Origin of the sequence: Methylobacterium sp. HMF5984 (genome assembly GCF_045033435.1) — a bacterium.
GTDB lineage: Bacteria > Pseudomonadota > Alphaproteobacteria > Rhizobiales > Beijerinckiaceae > Methylobacterium.
In genome coordinates, this window is sequence record NZ_JBJFLN010000001.1 from 1,647,313 (window position 1) to 1,667,808 (window position 20,496).

Sequence of the window (20,496 nt, forward strand, 5' to 3'; positions counted from 1 at the left end):
CGATCGAAGGGTCGATCCGGCGCGCCGGCCGGCCGCCTGGATCGGGCGATTCGACCCGGAGGACTCGTTAGGACCGAAAGCGCTATACTCGGCGGCCAACGACATTCGAGTCCCGCATCTCCGTGCGCTACCCGCCCCACATCCTCGAAGAGATCCGCAACCGGCTTCCCGCCTCCGACGTGGTCGGCCGGCGGGTCAAGCTGAAGAAGGCCGGGCGCGAGTGGCGCGGGCTGTCGCCGTTCAACGCCGAGAAGACGCCGTCCTTCTACGTCAACGACCAGAAGCAGTTCTACCACTGCTTCTCGTCCGGCAAGCACGGCGACATCTTCAGTTTCCTGATCGAGACCGAAGGCCTGAGCTTCCCGGAAGCCGTCGAGCGGCTCGCCGCCGACGCCGGCGTGTCGTTGCCGGCCCCCACCGCCGACACACGCGAGATGGAGACCAAGCGCCGCGGCGCGATCGAGGTGATGGAGCTGGCCACCGCGTGGTTCGAGGAGCGGCTGGCCTCGCCCGCGGGGGCGGCCGCCCGCGCCTACCTCGACCGGCGCGAGCTCGGCCCCGAGATCCGCAGGAGCTTCCGCCTCGGCTACGCTCCGGCAGACCGCTACGGCCTGCGCGACCACTTGGCGGGTAAGGACGTCGACAAGGCGCTGATGGGCGAGCTCGGCCTGCTGGTGACCGGCGACGACATCGCCGTTCCCTACGACCGGTTCCGCGACCGCATCATCTTCCCGATCGCCGACGTGCGCGGCCGGGTGATCGCCTTCGGCGGCCGGGCGATGCAGGCGGACGCCAAGGCGAAGTACCTGAACTCGCCCGAGACGCCGCTCTTCCACAAGGGGCAGGTGCTGTACAACCTGAACCGGGCGCGGAAGGCCGCCCACGATCGCGGCACGATCATCGCTGTCGAGGGCTACGTCGACGTCATCGCGATGACGATGGCGGGCCATGCCAACACCGTCGCTCCGCTCGGCACCGCGCTGACGGAGGAGCAATTGGCGTTGCTGTGGCGGCATGCCGACGAGCCCGTGCTGTGCTTCGACGGCGACGGCGCTGGGCAGCGCGCCGCCTTCCGCGCCCTCGACGTGGCGCTGCCGATGCTGGAGCCGGGCCGGTCGCTGCGATTCGCGATGCTGCCGGAGGGCCAGGACCCGGACGACCTGCTGCGCTCGGGCGGCTCGGACGCGATCGACAAGGTGGTCGAGGCGGCCAAGCCCCTGGTCGAGATGCTGTGGAGCCGCGCCGTCGAGACCGGCTCGACCGACACGCCCGAGCGCCGGGCGGGCCTGGCCAAGACGCTGCGCGCCCTCGTCGCCGGCATCCGCGACGAGACGGTGCGGGGCTACTACCGCGACGAGATTGAGGAGCGGTTGCGCGGGCTCTCGCCGCGCGGCGCGACGCAGCAGCGTGGCGCCTACCAGCCGGGCGGGCGGCCGAATGCCTACGTCCGCAAGCCGCGCCCCGGCGATCCGCCGCCCTCGCCGCGGCTGACCGCCGGGCCGAGCGCGGGCCTCGCCCGCTCGAACGGCTTCTCCGGCAGCGGCGGCTCGCGCGAGGCGATGATCGTGGCGAGCCTCCTCGTGCATCCCGAGCTGCTCGGGCTCGAAGCCGAGGATCTCGCCGCCCTCGATCTCGAGGACGCGGATGCGGTGGCCCTGCGCTCGGTTCTGCTCGACCGCGCCGCCGACGCGGCGGACCCGGACGTGGCGGTGGTCGAGAATCGGCTGGCGCGGGCCGGGCTCGAGGCGGCGAGCGCGCGGCTGGCGGCACGGGTGCGCCCGGGCGACCGCTGGGCCCTCGATCCGCACGCCGATCTCGTCAAGCTGGAGGACGCTTTGCGGCAGGCCGTGATCTTGCACCGCAAGGCCGGCGCGCTAAATAGCGAACTCCGACAGGCGGAACGTGCGCTCGTCGAAGAAGAAACAGAGGCGAACTTCGCTTGGCTGTGCGACGTCAAGGAGCGCTTGGCGGTGATCGCGGGAGCGGAGACCGAGGCGGACCTGCAGGACACGAACGACTCGACTGTGTCGTAGGGCCTGTGCGATGGCGGAATACGTCACGCCTTCGCGGCATGGTTAACAATCGGTCAAGCGTCTCGCTTGCATACCGAACTCGAGAATACGACGCGGTCGAAGCGGTTCGCCCGGGTCTCACACGCATTGCGGCGCCGACGGCGCGGCGTGGCCGAAAGGCCCCCGCATCGTGGCGCGCCGAAACAATAGGCTGATCATGGCGACGAAGGCAACGGAACGGGACGAGACGGACACCGCTCCGGCAGAGCAGACCGATGGGCCGCTCCTCGACCTGACGGATGCTTCGGTCAAGCGGATGGTGAAGCTCGCCAAGAAGCGCGGCTACATCACCTACGAGGAGGTCAACGAGGTCCTCCCCGAGGGGCAGTCCGACCCCGACCAGCTCGAGGACGTCCTGTCCCAGCTCTCCGAGATGGGCATCAACGTCGTCGAGGCCGAGGAGACCGACGAGGCTGCCGCCGACAAGCCGGCCAACGGCGAGGCGTCGGACGACGAGGAGAGCGCCGAGGGCACGGAGGTGGCCGAGGTCGCCCCGACGCGCGCCGTCGCCGTCGTCACCGCGACCAAGGAGCCGACCGACCGCACCGACGATCCGGTGCGGATGTACCTGCGCGAGATGGGCTCGGTCGAGCTGCTGTCGCGCGAGGGCGAGATCGCCATCGCCAAGCGGATCGAGGCCGGGCGCGAGGCGATGATCGCCGGCCTGTGCGAGAGCCCGCTGACCTTCCAGGCGATCATCATCTGGCGCGACGAGCTCGTCGACGGCAAGGTGCTGCTGCGCGACATCATCGATCTCGAAGCGACCTATGCCGGCCCCGACGGCAAGAACCCGCAGATCGCGGAGGCCGCCGCCGAAAGCGAGGATGCCGAGCCGGAAGCGCCGACGCCCGAGGGTGGCGACGACGACGACGACATGGAGAACAACGTCTCGCTCGCGGCGATGGAAGCGGAGATCAAGCCGCGCGTGCTCGAGACGTTCGACGCGATCGCCAACAACTACCGCAAGCTGCGCAAGCTCCAGAACGAGGAGACCGAGCGCAAGGCGAACAGCGAGAAGACCACGCCGGCCCAGGAGAAGAAGCAGGCCGAGTTCAAGGACACCGTCGTCGCCGACGTGAAGTCGCTGTCGCTGAACAACAACCGCATCGAGGCCCTGGTCGAGCAGCTGTACGACATCAACAAGCGCCTCATCTCGCACGAGGGCCGGCTGATGCGCTACGCCGAGAGCCACGGCGTCGCCCGCGACGAGTTCCTGCGCCACTACCAGGGCTGGGAACTCGACCCGAACTGGATGACCCGCGTCGGGACGCTCGGCGGCAAGGGCTGGAAGAACCTCGTCGAGAAGGGCTCGAAGCAGGTCTCGGACCTGCGCGAGCAGATCCTGACGCTCGCCTCCGAGACGGGCCTGGAGATCGGCGAGTACCGCAAGATCGTCAACATGGTCCAGAAGGGCGAGCGCGAAGCCCGCCAGGCCAAGAAGGAGATGATCGAGGCCAACCTCCGCCTCGTGATCTCGATCGCCAAGAAGTACACCAACCGCGGCCTGCAGTTCCTGGACCTGATCCAGGAGGGCAACATCGGCCTGATGAAGGCGGTCGACAAGTTCGAGTACCGCCGCGGCTACAAGTTCTCGACCTACGCCACCTGGTGGATCCGCCAGGCGATCACCCGCTCGATCGCCGACCAGGCGCGCACCATCCGCATCCCGGTGCACATGATCGAGACGATCAACAAGATCGTCCGCACCTCGCGCCAGATGCTGCACGAGATCGGGCGGGAGCCGACCCCGGAGGAGCTGGCCGAGAAGCTGGCCATGCCGCTCGAGAAAGTCCGAAAAGTCCTGAAGATCGCCAAGGAGCCGATCTCCCTCGAGACGCCCATCGGCGACGAGGAGGACAGCCACCTCGGCGACTTCATCGAGGACAAGAACGTCGTCCTGCCGATCGACGCGGCGATCCAGAGCAACCTCCGCGAGACCACGACGCGCGTCCTCGCCTCGTTGACCCCGCGCGAGGAGCGGGTGCTCCGCATGCGCTTCGGCATCGGCATGAACACCGACCACACCCTCGAGGAGGTCGGCCAGCAGTTCTCGGTGACCCGCGAGCGCATCCGTCAGATCGAGGCGAAGGCCCTGCGTAAGCTGAAGCATCCGAGCCGGAGCCGGAAGCTGCGGAGCTTCCTGGACAACTGAGCGTCGGATACGCCATTCTCGAATTCGCCGAAATGCGATCGTCGGATCGCGCCGTGCTCGCGGCGCGATCTCGCGTTCCAGGCGGCGAAGGGATGATGGTCTTCGATCCGGATCGATCTCGCCATCGTCAGCCGGAACCTTGCTTTGGCGGTTCGTGAACCCACCTTGGCCGTATGCTTGAGCGTCGCCAGCATCCACCCGTGCCGCCGACCGCCGCAGCCGACGGCTCGGAGGCGGACGACGTGCCGTTCGGCGCGCTGCAGGATTGCGTCGCGATCCGCGACTGGCTGCTGAGCGAGGGCGCCCGCCTGCCCGAGCCCGACGACTTGATCGCGGGCTTCGCCGAGCGCCTCAACGCGGTCGGCGTTCCGGTGGACCGGACCTCGACGGCGATCGATACGCTGCACTCGGAATATTCCGGCATCGGCCGCATCTGGACGCGCGAGTCCGGCACGACGGTGCGCCTGTTCCCGCACGGCGAAGCCTCCGAGCGCGCCTACGCGGCGAGCCCGTTCCGCAAGGTGCACGAGGACGGCGAATGGCTGATCCTCGACCTCGCCGAGACGCCGGACGACGCCTACTCGGTGATCCCCGACCTGAGGGCCGCCGGTTACCGCCACTACATCGTGGTGCCGCTGTTCTTCACCAACGGCACGCATAACGGCATCACCTTCGCCACCCGCGACCCGGACGGATTCCGCGACGAGGACGTGGCGATCCTGCGCTTCATCATGCCGGCCCTGGCCGCGGTGATGGAGATGCGGATCGTCACCAAGCAGCTCGACACGGTGCTGCGCATCTACGTCGGCGACGAGCCGCACCGCGCCATCCTGTCGGGCGATATCCGCCGCGGGCAGGTGAAGCGCATCCGCTCGGCGATCCTGTTCGCCGACATGCGCGACTACACCCGCATCTCGGCGAACATGACGCCGGAAGAGGCGGTCGATCTGCTCAACATCTTCTTCGACTGTCTCGTGCCGCCGATCGAGCGGGAGGGCGGCGAGGTGCTGAAGTATCTCGGCGACGGCCTGCTTGCCATCTTCCGCGAGCCGGGTGACGACCTCGGCGGCGCCGCCAAGGGGGCGCTGACGGCGGCACAAAGTGCGCTCGCGGCGCTGGAGGAGGCCAACACCCTCCACCAATTCACAGTGCCGATGATGGCCGGCATCGCGCTCCATCACGGCGAGGCGGCCTACGGCAACGTCGGCTCGGGCACGCGCCTCGACTTCACGGTCATCGGCCGCGACGTGAACATGGCGAGCCGCATCGCCCGGCTCAACAAGACGCTCGGCGAGCCGCTGCTGATGTCGAAGCCCTTCGTCGACTTCCTGTGGGGCGATCCGGTGCCGCTCGGCGAGCACGTGCTCGACGGGTTCGCCGAGCCGATGATGGTCTATCGCCCGCGCCCGAAGCCGCACCGCGGCCAGGGCTGAGGCGGGCCTCAGCCCCGCAGCGTCATCGTCCCGCCGGCGATGCTGAAGTCGCGCACGCGCTTCAGGAACGACATGCCGAGGAGGTTCGTGCCGAGGCGTCCGCTCGGGACAATCACGGCCTCGACGTCGCGCACGGTGACGGGCCCGATCCGGATCGTGCCGATCCGCACCGGCGCGACGCGGATCGTCCCGTTGGCGGTCATCACCGGGCGCGTGAAGTCCCGCGGCCCGACGACGATGCCGAGGCGGGCGGCATCCTCTTCCGCGAAGCTGCACGTCGTGGCCCCGGTGTCGACCATCATGCGCAGCGATCGCCCGTCGACCAGCGCGTCGGCGAGGAAGTGGCCGTTGCGGTCGGCGCCGAGCGCGATCGCCGTCGGCGCGGACGCAACCAGTTGCACCGTCGGCACCGGTGGGGCCGCGGCCTTGCGGCTGGTCAGGCGGTTGCCGATGCCTCCGAGCACCCCCGCGACGAGGCCGGCCGCGAGGCAGAGCATCAGGATCGTCCGCATCGCCTACCTTCGCCCCCGCCGATCGAGGACGCTTAGACGAGCATGACGCCGGTGAACGATGCGTGGCGGCATGCCCGCCGCCGGACGGAACCGCGCGGCCATCTGCCGACAGGGTTTCCGGTCCGTCTCGGCGCGACGACGAATCGCGCGCATCCGCAGGAGGGGATCGGCCCGCGGGGTTGACCGAGGCGGCCGGCGGGACCACATCTGCGGTGTTCCAGGGAGATCCCCGGCAAGGGGCTGAGAAACCGCTGGCAGGCTCGTGAGGGCCCGCGGCGCGGAAATCCTTCGAACCTGATCCGGTTCACACCGGCGTAGGGATTGGACCGTGGGCGCCGTCTTCGACGACGGGGTGCCCCAGCTTCTCAGACGAAGCGTCAGGCCCGGTCTCTGCGACAGCACGCGGAGGATCACTTGGGTCGTCATTCGGGTCGTCACGCAGCATCACCGATCGGGACGCGCCGGACGAGCGGCGGCGCCCGGCCAACCGTCCCGCTGCCGGCGCGTGCCGACGTCGCGATCGTCGGCGGCGGCCTGATCGGGCTGTCGATCGCCTGGCGGCTGGCGCAGGCCGGGCGGTCCGTCGTCGTGGTCGAGCGGGAGACCATCGGCTCCGGCGCGAGCCTCGCCGCCACGGGCATGCTGGCGCCGGCGGCCGAGCACGAGCCCGGCTCCGACCCGCTGCTGCCGCTGGCGCTTGATTCGCTCCGGCGCTGGCCGGGGTTTCGCGCCGAGCTCGAAGCGGCGTCCGGCCTCGACATCGACTACCGCGAGGACGGGACGCTGGTGCTGGCCATCGGGCGCGACGAGGTCGAGCGCCTGCGCTTCCGCTTCGACCTGCAGCGCCGCTCGGGCGTCGCCGCCGAGTGGATCGCGGGTGCCGACGTGCGTCGCCGCGAGCCGGCCCTCCGCCCCTCGGTCACCGCGGGCGTGCTCTGCCCGCTCGATCATCAGGTCGACCCGAGCCGGGTGATGGCGGCGCTCGTCGAGGCGTGCCGTGCCGCCGGCGTGGCGCTCGTCGAGAACAGCCCGGTCGTCGCCCTCGAACGCACGGGCGGCCGCGTCGCGGGCCTGCGCACCGCCGACGGCGTGGTCGTGGCCGAGACCGTGGTGCTCGCCGCCGGCGCCTGGAGCGGCGAGGGCGGCCTGCTGCCGCAAAGCCTCGCCCTGCCCGTGCGCCCGCTGAAGGGACAGTCGCTGGCGCTGAAGACCACGGCCCGCACCGGCACGCTCTCCCACATGGTCTGGACCGAGCAGGTCCACATGGCGCCGAAGAGCGACGGCCACATCGTCGTCGGCGCGACGGTCGAGGATTGCGGCTTCCGCCCCGGCGTCACCGCCGGCGGGCTCTATGCCCTGCTCGAAGGCGCGCGCCGGGTGCTGCCCGGCATCGAGGAGATGGAGGTCGAGGCCGTCTGGAGCGGGTTCCGCCCGACCTCGGACGACGACGCGCCGATCCTCGGTGAGATCGCCCCCGGCCTGGTGGTCGCCACCGGCCACCATCGCAACGGCTACCTGCTCGCCCCGGTGACCGCCGACGCGATCGCCGCCCTCGTCACGACGGGCGCGATGCCGTCGGTCGCGCAGGACTTCTCGCTGGCGCGGTTCGCGCCGGGCGCCGAGCTGAGGGCGTCGGCATGAAGCTGACGGTGAACGGACAGGCTCGCGAGATCGAGGCCGCCGACGTCGCCGCCCTGTTCGCGCAGGCGGCGGAGGAGACCGGCAGCACCGATCCGCAGGGCGTCGCCATCGCGCTCAACGGCCGCGTCGTCCGCCGCCGCGACTGGGACACCACACCGATCTCCGAGGGCGACCGCATCGAGATCGTACGCGCCATGCAGGGAGGCTAGAGGATGGTCGACACGCTCACACCCCTCCGACCGGAGGCCGACGACCCCTTCGTGATCGCCGGCGTCACGCTGGGCTCGCGGCTGTTCATCGGCACCGCGGGCTACCCGACGCAGGTGATCATGCGCGATGCGGTCGCGGCCTCCGGGGCCGAGGTCGCCACCGCCTCGATCCGCCGGGTCTCGCTGCAGGGCCACGGCTCGGACACCGTGAAGATCCTGAAAGGGCGCCGCTTCCTGCCGAACACCGCCGGCTGCGAGACCGCCCGCGACGCGATCATGACCGCCGAGCTGGCCCGCGAGGCGCTCGACACCAACTGGATCAAGGTCGAGGTGATCGGCGACCGCGAGACCCTGTACCCGGACGTCGCCGAGCTGATCGAGGCCTGCCGCCACCTCGTCGACGACGGCTTCGTCGTGCTGCCCTACTGCAACGACGACCCGATCGTCTGCCAGCGGCTCGCCGACATCGGCTGCGCCGCGGTGATGCCGATGGGCTCGCTGATCGGCTCCGGCATGGGCATCGCCAATCCGGCCAACCTCGAGTTGATCTGCCGCCGCATGAGCGTACCGGTGATCGTGGATGCCGGCATCGGCACGGCCTCCGACGCGGTGATCGCGATGGAGCTGGGCGCCGACGCCTGCCTGATCAACACCGCGGTGGCGAAGGCCGACGATCCCGTCCGCATGGCGCGCGCGATGCGCAACGCCGTGCAGGCGGGCCGCGATGCCTACCGCGCCGGTCGAATCCCGCGCCGCGGCCGGGCCGAGCCGTCGAGCCCGCAGCTCGGCCTTGTCGGCTCGTAGCCTGCCGTCGCCGCTCCTTGCGGTGACCGACCGGCACGGGCCCCGCCCCCTGGGCGAGACCATCGCCGCCGTGCTCGACGGCGGGTGCCGGTGGGTCTGGTTTCGCGACAGGGATCTGCCACCGCGCGAGCGCCGGGCGCTGGCGGAGCGCATCGCGGAACGCGTCCGCGAGGCCGGCGGCGTGCTCTCGGTCGGCGGCGATCTCGAGCTTGCCGCGGCCCTCGGCGCGAGCGTCCATCTCGGCGGCGGGGCGGATCGTGCCGTTATCACCGATGCCAGGCGCCGCCTCGGCACCTCGGCGCTCGTCGGCGTGTCGGCGCACGGTCTGCGCGACGTCGGGGCGGCGGAAGACGCGGATTACGTGACCCTGAGCCCGATCTTCGCCACGGCGAGCAAGCCCGGCTACGGTCCCGCCCTCGGCCTCGGCGCCATCGCAACGGCCGCGCGAATCGGAATCCCGGTCGTTGCGCTGGGTGGCATCGGCGTCGCCACCGCCGCCGCGTGTCGCCGAGCGGGCGCGGCGGGCGTGGCCGTGATGGGCGGCCTGATGCGGGTCGACGACCCTTCCGCCGAAGCTCGGGCGCTGTTGCGCGCCTGGGAAGCGGCCTCGGATGGACCACCGTGAGCCTTAAGCAGGATCAGAATTCGACGCTCGCCGATTCAGCCCCGTCCCCACCCTCGATCTCATCCCGAGGTGCCGCGTCGGCGACCTCGAAGGGGGGCTCCAGAAATCGCGCGCGCGCTGCGGGGCTCCTTCGAGGCCTCCGCTTCGCTGCGGCACCTCGGGGTGAGGCTCACGGTTGGAGGAGGTCCGGCGTGAGAAACTACTTCGCGGCGGCAGGCCCGTAGGGCGGGCGCGGGATCGCCCGATGCGCGGCGCGGAGCGCCGCCGACCAGCGCTCGCGCAGGTCGTGGAAGTAGCCCTCGCCGGCCTCGATCCGATGATTCACCTCGAGGTCGAGGGCGTTGCGGCGCGCCAGCGCGATGTCGATCGGCAGGCCGACGCCGAGATTCGAGCGCATGGTCGAATCCATCGAGACGAGTCCGACCTTGAGGGCGTCGTAGAGCTCGGTCTCGAACTTCACCGCCCGGTCGAGGATCGGCTTGCCGTACTTGTGCTCGCCGATCTGCAGGAACGGTGCATCGGTGCTGCACTCGATGAAGTTGCCGGCCGAGTAGATCAGGAACAGCCGCATCGGCTCGCTGCCGATCTGGCCGCCGAACAGCAGCGAGACGGAGAAGCGCAGGCTCGCCGCCTCGAAGCCCGCCTTCTCGATCGCGCGCACGTGGCGGATCGCGCGGCCGACGAGCTGGGCCGCCTCGAACATCGTCGTCGTCTCGACGAGCTTCAGCTTGGCCTCGCCGTTGTCGCCGGGCACGCCCTCGGAGAGCAGGCTCAGGACCGATTGGGTCACCGACAGGTTGCCGGCCGAGGCCAGCATCATCACCCGCTCGCCCGGCACGTTGAAGTGATGGAGCTTGCGATAGGTCGAGATGTCGTCGAGCCCCGCATTGGTGCGGGTGTCGGCGATCATCACCAGGCCTTCCTCGACGAGGACGCCGACGCAGTAAGTCATGGGATCAGGCTTTTCGAAGAGGCGCGGAGCGTCAGGATTGCGGTGCCGCCTGGGCTTGCTCCACCCGGAGCTTCACGTCCAGCGTTTCGGTGCCGCCGCCGGTGCGACTGCCGCGAATCGGGGCAGCCCCGAGGTAGTCGAGCCCGGATGCGACGCGGATATAGGCTTCCGTGGTGGCGTCGCCGGTGGTCGGATCGAAGCCGACCCAGCCGAGATCCGGCACCAGCGCCTCGGCCCAGCCGTGCGGCGTCTCCTGCTCGGCGTCGCTCCCCTCCGGGCGGTGGTAGCCGGAGACATAGCGCGCCGGGATCGCCCGGTGGCGGGCGGCGGCGATGAAGACGTGGGCGAAGTCCTGGCATACGCCGGCCCCGGCCTCGAAGGCCTTCGGCGAGGGCACGGCGGCGCTCGCGGGCCCTGGCGTGTAGGCCATGTGCGCGTGCACCGCGGCCATCAGCCGGTGCAAGAAGGGGAGGGCGGCCGGGTCTCCGGCGCCGGCGACTGCGTCGGACAGCGCCTGGATCTCCGGGCTCGGCAGCACGAGGTCGGTGTCGCGCAGGTAGAACGTCTCGGGCAGGCGCTCGACGGCGCCGCGGACGATGCCGTGGGTCTCGTGGGTGTCGACCTCGCCGGTGACGCGAATCACCAGCGCGTCGGAGGCCTGGTCCGGCGTGAACCAGTGGACGACGTTGCCGTAGCCGTCCTCGCGCTCGGTGAGTCGTCCGTCGACCGAAGGCTCGATCCGCCAGCGCCGGACGTACTGCCCGTCATGGTCGCGCGGCGTCATCCGCAGGACCTGGATCAGCCCGCGTGCCGGTTGCTCGTAGCTGTAGATGGTCTCGTGGACCACGCGAATGCGCATGCGTCGATTCTGCCCGTCCTGGCTCCGCCGGTCTCGGCGACACGGCGCCCGCGATGGACGCCGCGGCGCCCGGAGTCACACGTTTTACACGACGTTCCGACGGAGCGCGCAACCGCGGAAGCGGAACTGCGCGTATTCCGCTGCGGCTTGGGCCTCAGCCGAGATACTGCTCGGCGATGGCGGCGCCGACCTTGTTGTTCTCGCCGATGAAGGCGATCACGAACTCATGCAGGCCGGACGCGAAGACGCGGTCGATCTCCTCGCTTTCCAGCCGTGCGAGCAGGTTGCTCGCCAGGCGCTGGCTGGCGCCGCGGCGTCCGTAGGCGTCGGCGATCAGGTCGAGATGCTCGACGAGGACGCCGTAGCAGTTGGCGAAGGAGCGCGGCATCTGCCGGTTGAGGATCAGGAGGTCGGCGACCAGCAACGGCTTGACGCTCTCGCGATACACCCAGTGATAGGCGTTGAAGGCCGAGACTTCGCGCAGGATCGTCGTCCACTGGAAGTAGTCGAGGCTGCCGCCGATCTTCTCGGTGTCCGGCAGCAGGATCTTGTACTTCACGTCGAGGATGCGGGCGGTGTTGTCGGCCCGCTCGATCGCGGTGCCGAGACGCGTGAACCAGTAGGTGTCGTTGCGCAGCATCGTCCGGTAGGCCGAGCCGTCGAAGGTCAGCGAGATACCCTTCACCCAATCGAGGAAGCGCGTGAACGCGTCGCGGTCGAGGTCCTTCTTCTCGTAGGACCGCAGCTCGAGCCAGGCGCCGTTGATCGTGTCCCACATCTCGGTGGTGAGCGCGGTGCGCACGCTGCGCGCGTTCTCGCGGGCGCTCTCGATGCAGGAGCGGATCGAGGACGGGTTGTGCGGGCTGAAGGCGAGGAAGTCGCACACCGTCGCGGCGTTCACGCCGTCGTAGTGCGGCTTGAACACCTCCGGATCGCCGGCCGAGGCGAGGGCCGAAGCCCACTCGTTGGTCTCGCCCCCGCCGTAGCTCGTCGGCAGCGAGGCCAGGCGATGCGCCGCATCGAGGATGCGGGCGACGAACTCCGCCCGTTCGACGTAGCGCGAGAGCCAGTAGAGGTTGTCGGCAGTCCTGGAGAGCATGGCTGTTTCGCTGGGGTCTCTTCGGCTTCGGCCCGGGGGCGTCCACCGCTGGGCGGTTCTCGGTGAAAGCAGGCGTCACGCCATCACGCGTCGAGAACCCAGGTGTCCTTCGTACCGCCCCCTTGGCTGGAATTCACCACCAAAGATCCTTCCTTCAGCGCCACGCGGGTGAGACCGCCCGGCACGATGCGGATCTCGTCGGCGCCGCACAGCACGAAGGGGCGCAGGTCGACGTGGCGCGGGGCCACCCCGGAGGCGACGAAGGTCGGGCAGGTGGAGAGCGACAGCGTCGGCTGGGCGATGAAGCCGTCCGGGGCGTGGCGCAGGCGCTTGGCGAATTCCTCGATCTCGCGCTTGGTCGCGTGCGGCCCGACAAGCATGCCGTAGCCGCCCGAGCCGTTGACCTCCTTGACCACCAGCTCGGACAGGTTGTCCATCACGTAGGAGAAGGCCTCCTTCTCGCGGCAGCGATAGGTCGGCACGTTGTGCAGGATCGGCTCCTCGCCGGTGAAGAACTTCACGATCTCCGGCATGTAGCTGTAGACCGCCTTGTCGTCGGCGATGCCGGTGCCGACCGCGTTGGCGAGCGTCACGCTGCCGCGCTCGTAGGCGTTCATGATGCCCGGCACGCCGAGCATCGAATCCGGCCGGAACACCAGCGGATCGAGGAAGTCGTCGTCGAGGCGGCGGTAGATCACGTCGACCCGGCGCGGGCCTTCGGTGGTCCGCATGTAGACCACGTCGTCCTTGGTGAAGAGGTCGCCCGCCTCGACCAGCTCGACGCCGAGCTTGTCGGCCAGGAACGAGTGCTCGTAGAACGCCGAGTTGTAGCGCCCGGGCGTCAGCAGCACGACGGTCGGGTCGCGGGTCGCCGTCGTCGGCGCGAGGCTGCGGAGCGTCGCCAGCAGCGCGTCCGGATAGTTCTCGACCGGCGCGACGCGGTGGCGGGAGAACAGGTCCGGGAACAGCCGCAGCATCACCTCGCGATTCTCGAGCATGTACGACACGCCGGACGGGATGCGGGCGTTGTCCTCGAGCACGAAGAAGTCGTTCTCGCCGGTGCGGACGATGTCGATCCCCGCGATGTGCACGTAGAGGTCGTGCGGCACCCGGAACGACCGCATCTCCATGCGGTAATGCGCGTTCTTGTAAACGAGGTCGGCCGGGATGATGCCGGCCTTGATGCATTCCTGCGCGCCGTAGATGTCCTTCAGGAACATGTTAATCGCGGTGACGCGCTGCTTCAGCCCGCGCTCCAGGAAGCCCCATTCCGGCTTGGTGATCACCCGCGGGATGATGTCGAACGGGATCAGCCGCTCGGTCGATTCGTTGTCGCCGTAGACCGCGAAGGTGATGCCGATGCGCCGGAACAGCAGCTCGGCCTGGCTGCGGCGGGTGTTGAAGTGGTCGGCCGGCGTCGTGTCGAGCCAGTTCTTCAGCTGACCGTAGGCCTCGCGGACGTCGTCGGGACTCGTCGCGGCGCCTGCGAAGGCGGTCATCTCGTCGAAGGCCACGGCCGCCATTCAGTCTCTCCCAGATCCGTCACGCTAGAGGCAAGAGGCGCGCCACGCAAAGGGATTACGGCCTCGTTCGGGGCTCGTTCCAAACACGCGTCAGATGAGGCGCAGGCCTTTCAGGCTGGCATGGCCTGACCGGCCGAGGATGACGTGGTCGTGCACCACGATCTTCAGCGGGCTGAGCACGGCGATCACTTCGCGCGTCATCGTCACGTCGGCGGCCGAGGGCGCCGGATCGCCGGACGGGTGGTTGTGCGCCAGGATGATCGCGGTGGCCGAGAGCTCCAGCGACCGCCGCGCCACCTCGCGCGGGTAGACCGGCGTGTGGTCGACGGTCCCGCGCCCCTGGATCTCGTCGGCGATGAGGTGGTTGCGCTTGTCGAGGAACAGCACCCGGAACTCCTCGCGGGTGGCGAAGGCCATGGTGGCGCGCAGGTACTCGATGAGCTCGGCCCAGGAAAAAAGCAGCGCGCGCTGGGCGATCGCGCCGCGCGCCAGCCGGCGGCCCGCCGCCTCCATCAACTTGAGGTCGGCGACCACGCCGGCGCTGACGCCCTCGACCTCGGCGAGCCGGGCCGGATCGGCGCTCAGCACCTCGGCGAAGCTGCCGAAGCGGCGGATCAGCGCCTTGGCCAGCGGCTTCACGTCCCGCCGCGGGATCGCGCGGAACAGGGCAAGCTCGAGCATCTCGTAGTCGGGCAGGGCGTCGGCACCCTGCTTGGCGAAGCGCTCGCGCAGGCGATCGCGGTGGCCGAGATAGTGCGGCGGCTCCTCGGGCTTCGGCGCGACGGCCGGCCGCTCGGCGAACAATCCGCCCTCGGCCGCGTCGCCCGGGCCCGTCACGACCTCAAGCGCCCGGGTTGCCGGGCTGGTGCAGCCCCTTCGGCGAGACCGTGAAGATCTCGACGCCGGTCTCGGTGACGGCCACCGTGTGCTCGAACTGCGCCGACAGCGAGCGGTCGCGCGTCACCGCGGTCCAGCCGTCGGAGAGCACCTTCACCGCCGGCCGGCCGAGGTTGATCATCGGCTCGATGGTGAAGAACTGCCCCGGCCGCAGCGGCACGTCGTAGCTCGCCTCGACGTAGTGCAGGATGGTCGGCGCATCGTGGTAGCTCCGGCCGAGGCCGTGGCCGCAGAAGTCGCGCACCACCGAGCAGCGCTCGCCCTCGGCGTAGTCCTGGATCGCGCGGCCGATGTCGTTGGTCGATCCGCCGGGCTTCACCGCGGCGACGCCCCGCATCAGCGCCTCGTAGGTGATCTCGCACAGGCGCGCCGCCTTGCGCGGCACCTCGCCGACGAAGGCCATCCGGCTCGAATCACCGTGCCATCCGTCGAGGATCAGGCACATGTCGAGGTTGACGATGTCGCCCTCGCGCAGCGGCTTGTCGTTGGGGATGCCGTGGCAGACCACGTGGTTGATCGAGGTGCAGATCGACTTCGGATAGCCGCGGTAGAGCAGCGAGGCCGGGTAGGCGCCGTGATCCATCGCGAACTCGTAGGCGAGCTTGTCGAGCGCCTCGGTGGTCACGCCCGGCTGCGTCGCCTCCATCAGCACGTCGAGGCCTTCCGCCGTCAGGCGTCCGGCACGGCGCATGCCCGCGAACCCCTCCGGCCCGTGGATCGGTGCCTGGGGCACGCGCCGCTCCGCTTGGTCTTGCTGGGTCATCGAGGGGCTTGTCCGCGCCGGGTCGGTCTTCGAAGGCTTATGTACGGCGTGGCCGCCGAGGCGCCAAGTGACCGGCGTTCGCCCCCAGGCTTGCGCCGGACGAACGCACGGCGGCATAAGCGGGGCTCGGGCGACCCGGTGCGAGGGGTCCCAAGGCACAGGACGGCGCGATGGCTGACAGGGCGGTACCGCACTTCCACAACGAGCTCGGCGTCGCGGTCATCCATGTCGGCTCGCGGGAGTTCATGTGCATCGGCGCATTGCCGCCGTTCGATCATCCGCACGTGTTCCTCGACATGGGCGCCGACAACGAGATCATCTGCCAGTACTGCTCGACGCTGTATCGCCACCGCGCCGACCTGAAGGCCGGCCATGCCGACCCGGCGGCATGCGTCTGGCACGATGAGACGGCGGCGGCCGAATAGGGTCATGCCCCGAGACCCTCAGCCGCCGCTGACCGTCGCCATCGTCGGAGGCGGGATCGGCGGCCTGACCGCGGCGCTGGCGCTGAACGCCGCCGGCCATGCGGTGACGGTCGTCGAGCGCCGCACCGGCTTCAGCGAGGTCGGCGCCGGCCTCCAGCTCTCGCCGAACGCGAGCCGCGTGCTCGCCGATCTCGGGCTCGCGGCGGCGCTCCGGCGCACCGGCTCCGAGCCGCCGGGCGTGACCGTCCGCGCCCTCGATTCGGGCCGGCGGATCGGGGCGGTGGCGCTGGGCGCCAAGGCCCGCGAGCAGTTCGGCGCGCCGTACTACGTCATCCACCGGGCCGACCTTCAGACCCTGCTCCTCGACGCGGTGCGCTCCCGCCCCGGCATCCGCCTGATGATGGGCCGTGCCGTCATGGGCCTCACCGAGACCGAGGACGCCGTCACCCTCGCCCTCGAAAGCGGCAACGGCACCCGCAACGACAGCCTCTCGGCCGACCTGGTAATCGGGGCGGACGGCCTGCGCTCGCGCATCCGCGGGCACCTCGACCCACGCCCGCTCGCGACCGCCGGGATGGCGGCGTGGCGGGCGATCGTGCCGCGCGAGGCCGTGCCCGAGGAGCTGGCCGGCGAGGCGACCGGTCTGTGGCTCGGGCGCGGCCGGCATGTGGTCCACTACCCGATCCATGCCGGCCGCGACCTCAACGTCGTGGCGATCGTGCCCGAGCGGCAGGGCGACGAGGATTGGGGCCGGCTCGGGGATCCGGCGGTGCTGCGCGCGCATTTCCGCACCTGCGCGCCGGAGCTGCTCGAGCTGCTGACCGTGCCGGATTCCTGGCTGGTCTGGTCGCTCGCCGACCGCCCGGTGGCGCGGCCGATCGCGCGCGGCCGGGTCGCGCTGCTGGGCGATGCCGCCCACCCGGTGCTGCCGTTCCTGGCGCAGGGGGCGGCGCTGGCGATCGAGGACTGCTCGATCCTGACGCGGTGCCTCGCCGAGCATCCGGTCGCGGACGCGCTCGCGGCCTACACCAAGGCGCGCCGGCGCCGCGTCCGCCGGGTGCAGCGCGCCGCCCGCGGCAACGGCCGGACCTACCATGCCGGCGGCCTCACCGCCTTCGTGCGCGACGCGGTGATGCGCCGCCTCGGGCCCGACGGCATGCGCGCGCGCTACGCCTGGCTCTACGGCTGGACGCCGAACGCTTGATCTCGCCGACGCCGGCGGCTACCGCTTCGGCACATCGAGGGGCCGCTTGCCGAAATTGGTAGACGGAAGGCACTTAAAATGCCTCGGGCTTCGCCCGTGTGGGTTCGAGTCCCACAGCGGCCACCACGCCCCGATCCTTGCCCGGCACCGGCCGTCCTGATACGCGAGCGGGATCATCTCCAGGGATTGCGGGGAAGGGTGCGACGCGCACGCTCCGCAGAACCGTACCGCGCAGGGTTCGCCGCGGGCATGGCGCGTGCCTGCCCGTGCGGCCCTGTACCCGTCATCGGGCCGGGCGCGCTCCCGCGCCGGCCCCGCCGAACCTGATAGGATGCCTGCGATGGCCCGCGAATTCATCTACCACATGAAAGGCCTGACCAAGACCTACACCGGCGGGAAGAAGGTGTTGGACAACGTCAACCTGTCCTTCTACCCCGACGCCAAGATCGGCGTGCTGGGCATCAACGGCTCGGGCAAGTCGACCCTGCTGAAGATCATGGCCGGCATCGACACCGAGTGGACCGGCGAGGGCTTCGTCGCCCAGGGCGCCCGCGTCGGCTACCTGCCGCAGGAGCCGCAGCTCGATCCGACGAAGTCGGTCCGCGAGAACGTGATGGAGGGCGTCGCCGAGAAGCAGGCGCTGCTCGACCGCTACAACGAGCTCGCGATGAACTACTCCGACGAGACGGCGGACGAGATGACCCGCCTTCAGGACGAGATCGAATCGAAGAACCTGTGGGAGCTCGAATCCAAGGTCGACCAGGCCATGGAGGCCTTGGGCTGCCCGAGCGACGAGCAGCCGGTCGCCACGCTGTCGGGCGGCGAGCGCCGCCGCGTCGCGCTGTGCCGGCTGCTGCTGTGGGAGCCGGAGCTGCTGCTGCTCGACGAGCCGACCAACCACCTCGACGCCGAGACGGTGAACTGGCTCGAAGGCCACCTGAAGAACTATCCCGGTGCGATCCTGATCGTGACCCACGATCGCTACTTCCTCGACAACGTCACCAGCTGGATCCTCGAGCTCGATCGCAGCAAGGGCATCCCGTACGAGGGCAACTACTCGGCCTGGCTGGTGCAGAAGCAGAAGCGCCTGCAGCAGGAGGGCCGCGAGGACATGGCCCGCCAGCGCTCGATCGCTCGCGAGCAGGAGTGGATCGCCGCCTCGCCGAAGGCGCGCCAGTCCAAGTCGAAGGCGCGCATCACGCGCTACGAGGAGCTGGTCGCCAAGCAGAACAACAAGGTCGATGCCGCGGCCCAGATCGTGATCCCGATCGACGAGCGGCTCGGCAACAACGTCATCGAGTTCGACCACCTCAACAAGGCCTTCGGCGACCGGCTGCTGATCGAGGACCTGTCGTTCAAGCTGCCGCCGGGCGGCATCGTCGGCGTCATCGGCCCGAACGGCGCCGGCAAGACGACGCTGTTCAAGATGATCACCGGCCAGGAGAAGCCCGACGGCGGCGCGATCTCGGTCGGCGAGACCGTGCATCTCGGTTACGTCGACCAGTCGCGCGATGCGCTCGATCCCAACGCCACGGTCTGGCAGGAGGTCTCGGGCGGCAACGACATCATCTATTTCAACAAGCGCGAGATCAATTCGCGGGCCTACTGCGCGGCCTTCGCCTTCAAGGGCGGCGACCAGCAGAAGAAGGTCGGCACGCTGTCGGGCGGCGAGCGCAACCGCGTGCACCTCGCGCGCACGCTGAAGGGTGGCGCCAACGTGCTCCTCCTCGACGAGCCGACCAACGATCTCGACATGGAGACGCTGCGGGCGCTCGAGGACGCGCTGGAGGATTATGCCGGCTGCGCGGTGATCATCAGCCACGATCGCTGGTTCCTGAACCGGATCGCGACCCACATCCTCGCCTTCGAGGGCGACAGCCACGTCGAGTGGTTCGAGGGCAACTTCTCCGACTACGAGGCCGACAAGATGCGCCGCCTCGGTGCCGACTCGCTGATGCCGAAGAAGATCAAGTACAAGAAGTTCTCTCGCTGAGGCCGGTTTCCCTCCCCCCTTCTGCGGGGGAGGGGATCATGCGGCGGACGATCAGTGAAATCCTAGAAGTACGACTTCAGCGTTCCGCGACGGCGCACGTCGAGCGTCGCGCAGTGGAACGAGCCGCCGAACGGGCCGTAGCTCAGGAACGGCGCCGGGATCGGATCGAAGCCCCAATCCTTGAGCGCCTTGATCAGCGTCGGCTGGCTCTGGTCGACGACGATCTTCTTCTCGTCGATGGCGAGCACGTTGATCGAGGTCCAGGGCGAGCACATCGAGATCTTGCTCATGAAGCCCTCGACCGGGTCGGGACGTGGGGCGACCAGCACGTCCCACTTCTTCAGCACCGCCGGCAGCTTCTCGACGTCGATGTAGTCCGGGTTGACAAGCACCTTGCCGGGCGCAAGCGGCATGAACGACGAATCGATGTGCATCGGCTGCGGGCAGCGGCTCTCGATCTCGTGGACGCGGAAGCCGGACCCGAGGTGGCGCCGCAGCCACTCGATGCCCATCAGGTTGGTGACGTTCGAGCGGGTGACGAAGATGTCGCGGCCGCAGCGGACGAAGTCGGCGGCGTCGAAGACCGGCTCGAACTCGTTGACCGTGAACTGCATCGGCTCGCCGGCCTTCAGGTTCGGCACGCGATAATCGTAGTTGTAGAGCTCGTCCGTCAGCTGCGGCCGCGGTGCCGAGGTCCAGCGCGCGCCGTTGCGGAAATACTCCTTGAACAGCGAGCGGTAGGCATCGCCCTCGAAGTAGCGCGAGCGCCAGCACATCGGGCTCTCGATGATCTCGTCGCCGATCACCAGGTACGGGTCGCGCGGGCAGGCGACGCAGAAGCCGCGGGACGACCAGCGCGGGGCGCGGTACTTCTTCGAGAAGTCGATGCTGTCCGGGCGGCGGATCTTCACGCCCTCGCCGGCGAGGATGCCGATGAAGTTATCGAGCTCCTTCTGCGCGAGCTTCTTCATGAAGGCCGGATACCGGAAGCCCGAGGCGAAGCGGTAGAACGGCTGCGCGGCGCGCGGCAGGTTGAAGATCACGGTCAGGTGGTGCGTCGGGATCGTGGCGCCGTCGAGCGAGCCGACGATCACCTCCTCCAGCGGGTCCCACTCGTTCCAGGCCATTACCGGCGAGTGCGGCGCCGGCACGCCCGGGTCGCCGCGGACGAAGCCGTCGGTACGGGCGTCGTCGAGCACGGCCTCTCCGGCCGAGTGGGAAGCGTCGCGGTCCATGGTGATCCCTTCGTGATACGCTGCGCGGGCGGTCTGCTCGGGGCGAAACCCCTGGTGCCGCTTTGGTCCGCACTGTGTCTATCGGGTGATAGACATTG

Annotated in this window: 18 protein-coding genes, 1 tRNA gene and 1 riboswitch; of the genes, 11 read left to right on the plus strand and 8 right to left on the minus strand. The window is 69.6% G+C overall.

Annotated features, from left to right (window positions below):
- Positions 1 to 122 precede the first annotated feature (122 nt).
- From dnaG to ACFZ8E_RS07860, 3 genes are all read left to right on the plus strand, one after another.
- The gene (dnaG, locus tag ACFZ8E_RS07850) at positions 123 to 2,033 is read left to right on the plus strand and encodes a DNA primase (RefSeq protein ID WP_405042531.1); all 1,911 of its coding nucleotides are present in this window, start codon (positions 123 to 125) and stop codon (positions 2,031 to 2,033) included.
- A 196-nt stretch (positions 2,034 to 2,229) separates the two neighbouring features.
- Positions 2,230 to 4,224: an RNA polymerase sigma factor RpoD gene (gene rpoD, locus ACFZ8E_RS07855; RefSeq protein ID WP_405042532.1), complete on the plus strand. Its 1,995-nt coding sequence runs from the start codon at positions 2,230 to 2,232 to the stop codon at positions 4,222 to 4,224.
- A gap of 173 nt (positions 4,225 to 4,397) precedes the next feature.
- On the plus strand, positions 4,398 to 5,657 hold the full coding sequence (locus ACFZ8E_RS07860; protein ID WP_147842139.1) for an adenylate/guanylate cyclase domain-containing protein: 1,260 nt from the start codon (positions 4,398 to 4,400) through the stop codon (positions 5,655 to 5,657).
- 8 nt (positions 5,658 to 5,665) lie between these two features.
- Here the strand turns inward: ACFZ8E_RS07860 and ACFZ8E_RS07865 are convergent, their stop codons facing one another.
- On the minus strand, positions 5,666 to 6,169 hold the full coding sequence (locus ACFZ8E_RS07865; RefSeq protein ID WP_243934744.1) for a TIGR02281 family clan AA aspartic protease: 504 nt from the start codon (positions 6,167 to 6,169) through the stop codon (positions 5,666 to 5,668).
- A 210-nt stretch (positions 6,170 to 6,379) separates the two neighbouring features.
- Positions 6,380 to 6,508: riboswitch (TPP riboswitch) on the plus strand.
- Positions 6,509 to 6,583: 75 nt separating this feature from the next.
- Here ACFZ8E_RS07865 and thiO point away from each other — a divergent pair.
- From thiO to ACFZ8E_RS07885, 4 genes are read left to right on the plus strand one after another with little or no spacing between them, the layout of a single operon-like run.
- On the plus strand, positions 6,584 to 7,810 hold the full coding sequence (gene thiO / locus ACFZ8E_RS07870) for a glycine oxidase ThiO (protein ID WP_405042533.1): 1,227 nt from the start codon (positions 6,584 to 6,586) through the stop codon (positions 7,808 to 7,810).
- Positions 7,807 to 8,019: a sulfur carrier protein ThiS gene (gene thiS, locus ACFZ8E_RS07875; protein ID WP_147842140.1), complete on the plus strand. Its 213-nt coding sequence runs from the start codon at positions 7,807 to 7,809 to the stop codon at positions 8,017 to 8,019. Before thiO ends, thiS begins: the two co-directional genes overlap by 4 nt.
- A 3-nt stretch (positions 8,020 to 8,022) precedes the next feature.
- Positions 8,023 to 8,823: a thiazole synthase gene (locus ACFZ8E_RS07880; protein ID WP_147842141.1), complete on the plus strand. Its 801-nt coding sequence runs from the start codon at positions 8,023 to 8,025 to the stop codon at positions 8,821 to 8,823.
- 22 nt (positions 8,824 to 8,845) lie between these two features.
- Entirely contained in the window at positions 8,846 to 9,448 is a 603-nt protein-coding gene (locus ACFZ8E_RS07885) for a thiamine phosphate synthase (protein WP_405042534.1), read from the plus strand.
- 199 nt (positions 9,449 to 9,647) lie between these two features.
- Here ACFZ8E_RS07885 and ACFZ8E_RS07890 read toward each other — a convergent pair whose 3' ends face one another.
- The 6 genes from ACFZ8E_RS07890 to map all read right to left on the minus strand — a co-directional run bounded on the left by ACFZ8E_RS07890 (position 9,648) and on the right by map (position 15,541).
- The gene (locus tag ACFZ8E_RS07890; protein WP_147726286.1) at positions 9,648 to 10,400 is read right to left on the minus strand and encodes a peptidase; all 753 of its coding nucleotides are present in this window, start codon (positions 10,398 to 10,400) and stop codon (positions 9,648 to 9,650) included.
- A gap of 31 nt (positions 10,401 to 10,431) precedes the next feature.
- On the minus strand, positions 10,432 to 11,259 hold the full coding sequence (locus ACFZ8E_RS07895; protein ID WP_147842143.1) for a transglutaminase family protein: 828 nt from the start codon (positions 11,257 to 11,259) through the stop codon (positions 10,432 to 10,434).
- 154 nt (positions 11,260 to 11,413) lie between these two features.
- Complete coding sequence (locus ACFZ8E_RS07900; RefSeq protein ID WP_147726288.1) at positions 11,414 to 12,358, minus strand: alpha-E domain-containing protein; 945 nt, start codon at positions 12,356 to 12,358, stop codon at positions 11,414 to 11,416.
- 83 nt (positions 12,359 to 12,441) lie between these two features.
- Positions 12,442 to 13,881 carry a circularly permuted type 2 ATP-grasp protein gene (locus tag ACFZ8E_RS07905; protein WP_405042535.1) on the minus strand — a complete coding sequence of 480 codons (1,440 nt, stop codon included), beginning with the start codon at positions 13,879 to 13,881 and terminating at the stop codon, positions 12,442 to 12,444.
- Between the two features lie 90 nt (positions 13,882 to 13,971).
- Positions 13,972 to 14,718, minus strand: coding sequence for a DNA repair protein RadC (gene radC / locus ACFZ8E_RS07910; protein WP_405042536.1), 747 nt, complete (start codon positions 14,716 to 14,718; stop codon positions 13,972 to 13,974).
- A 4-nt stretch (positions 14,719 to 14,722) separates the two neighbouring features.
- Entirely contained in the window at positions 14,723 to 15,541 is an 819-nt protein-coding gene (gene map / locus ACFZ8E_RS07915; RefSeq protein ID WP_405042537.1) for a type I methionyl aminopeptidase, read from the minus strand.
- Between the two features lie 170 nt (positions 15,542 to 15,711).
- Here map and ACFZ8E_RS07920 point away from each other — a divergent pair, with 170 nt between their 5' ends.
- The 4 genes from ACFZ8E_RS07920 (at position 15,712) to ettA (ending at position 19,163) form a co-directional block, all read left to right on the plus strand.
- Positions 15,712 to 15,966 (plus strand): zinc-finger domain-containing protein, encoded by a 255-nt coding sequence (locus tag ACFZ8E_RS07920; protein ID WP_405042538.1) that lies wholly within the window; start codon positions 15,712 to 15,714, stop codon positions 15,964 to 15,966.
- Positions 15,967 to 15,970: 4 nt separating this feature from the next.
- Positions 15,971 to 17,170, plus strand: coding sequence for an FAD-dependent monooxygenase (locus tag ACFZ8E_RS07925; protein WP_405042539.1), 1,200 nt, complete (start codon positions 15,971 to 15,973; stop codon positions 17,168 to 17,170).
- Between the two features lie 40 nt (positions 17,171 to 17,210).
- Positions 17,211 to 17,296, plus strand: a tRNA-Leu gene (locus ACFZ8E_RS07930).
- Positions 17,297 to 17,510: 214 nt separating this feature from the next.
- Positions 17,511 to 19,163 carry an energy-dependent translational throttle protein EttA gene (gene ettA, locus ACFZ8E_RS07935; protein WP_147728950.1) on the plus strand — a complete coding sequence of 551 codons (1,653 nt, stop codon included), beginning with the start codon at positions 17,511 to 17,513 and terminating at the stop codon, positions 19,161 to 19,163.
- Between the two features lie 62 nt (positions 19,164 to 19,225).
- Here ettA and ACFZ8E_RS07940 read toward each other — a convergent pair whose 3' ends face one another.
- Positions 19,226 to 20,398 carry an amidinotransferase gene (locus ACFZ8E_RS07940; RefSeq protein WP_147842102.1) on the minus strand — a complete coding sequence of 391 codons (1,173 nt, stop codon included), beginning with the start codon at positions 20,396 to 20,398 and terminating at the stop codon, positions 19,226 to 19,228.
- Between the last annotated feature and the right edge of the window lie 98 nt (positions 20,399 to 20,496).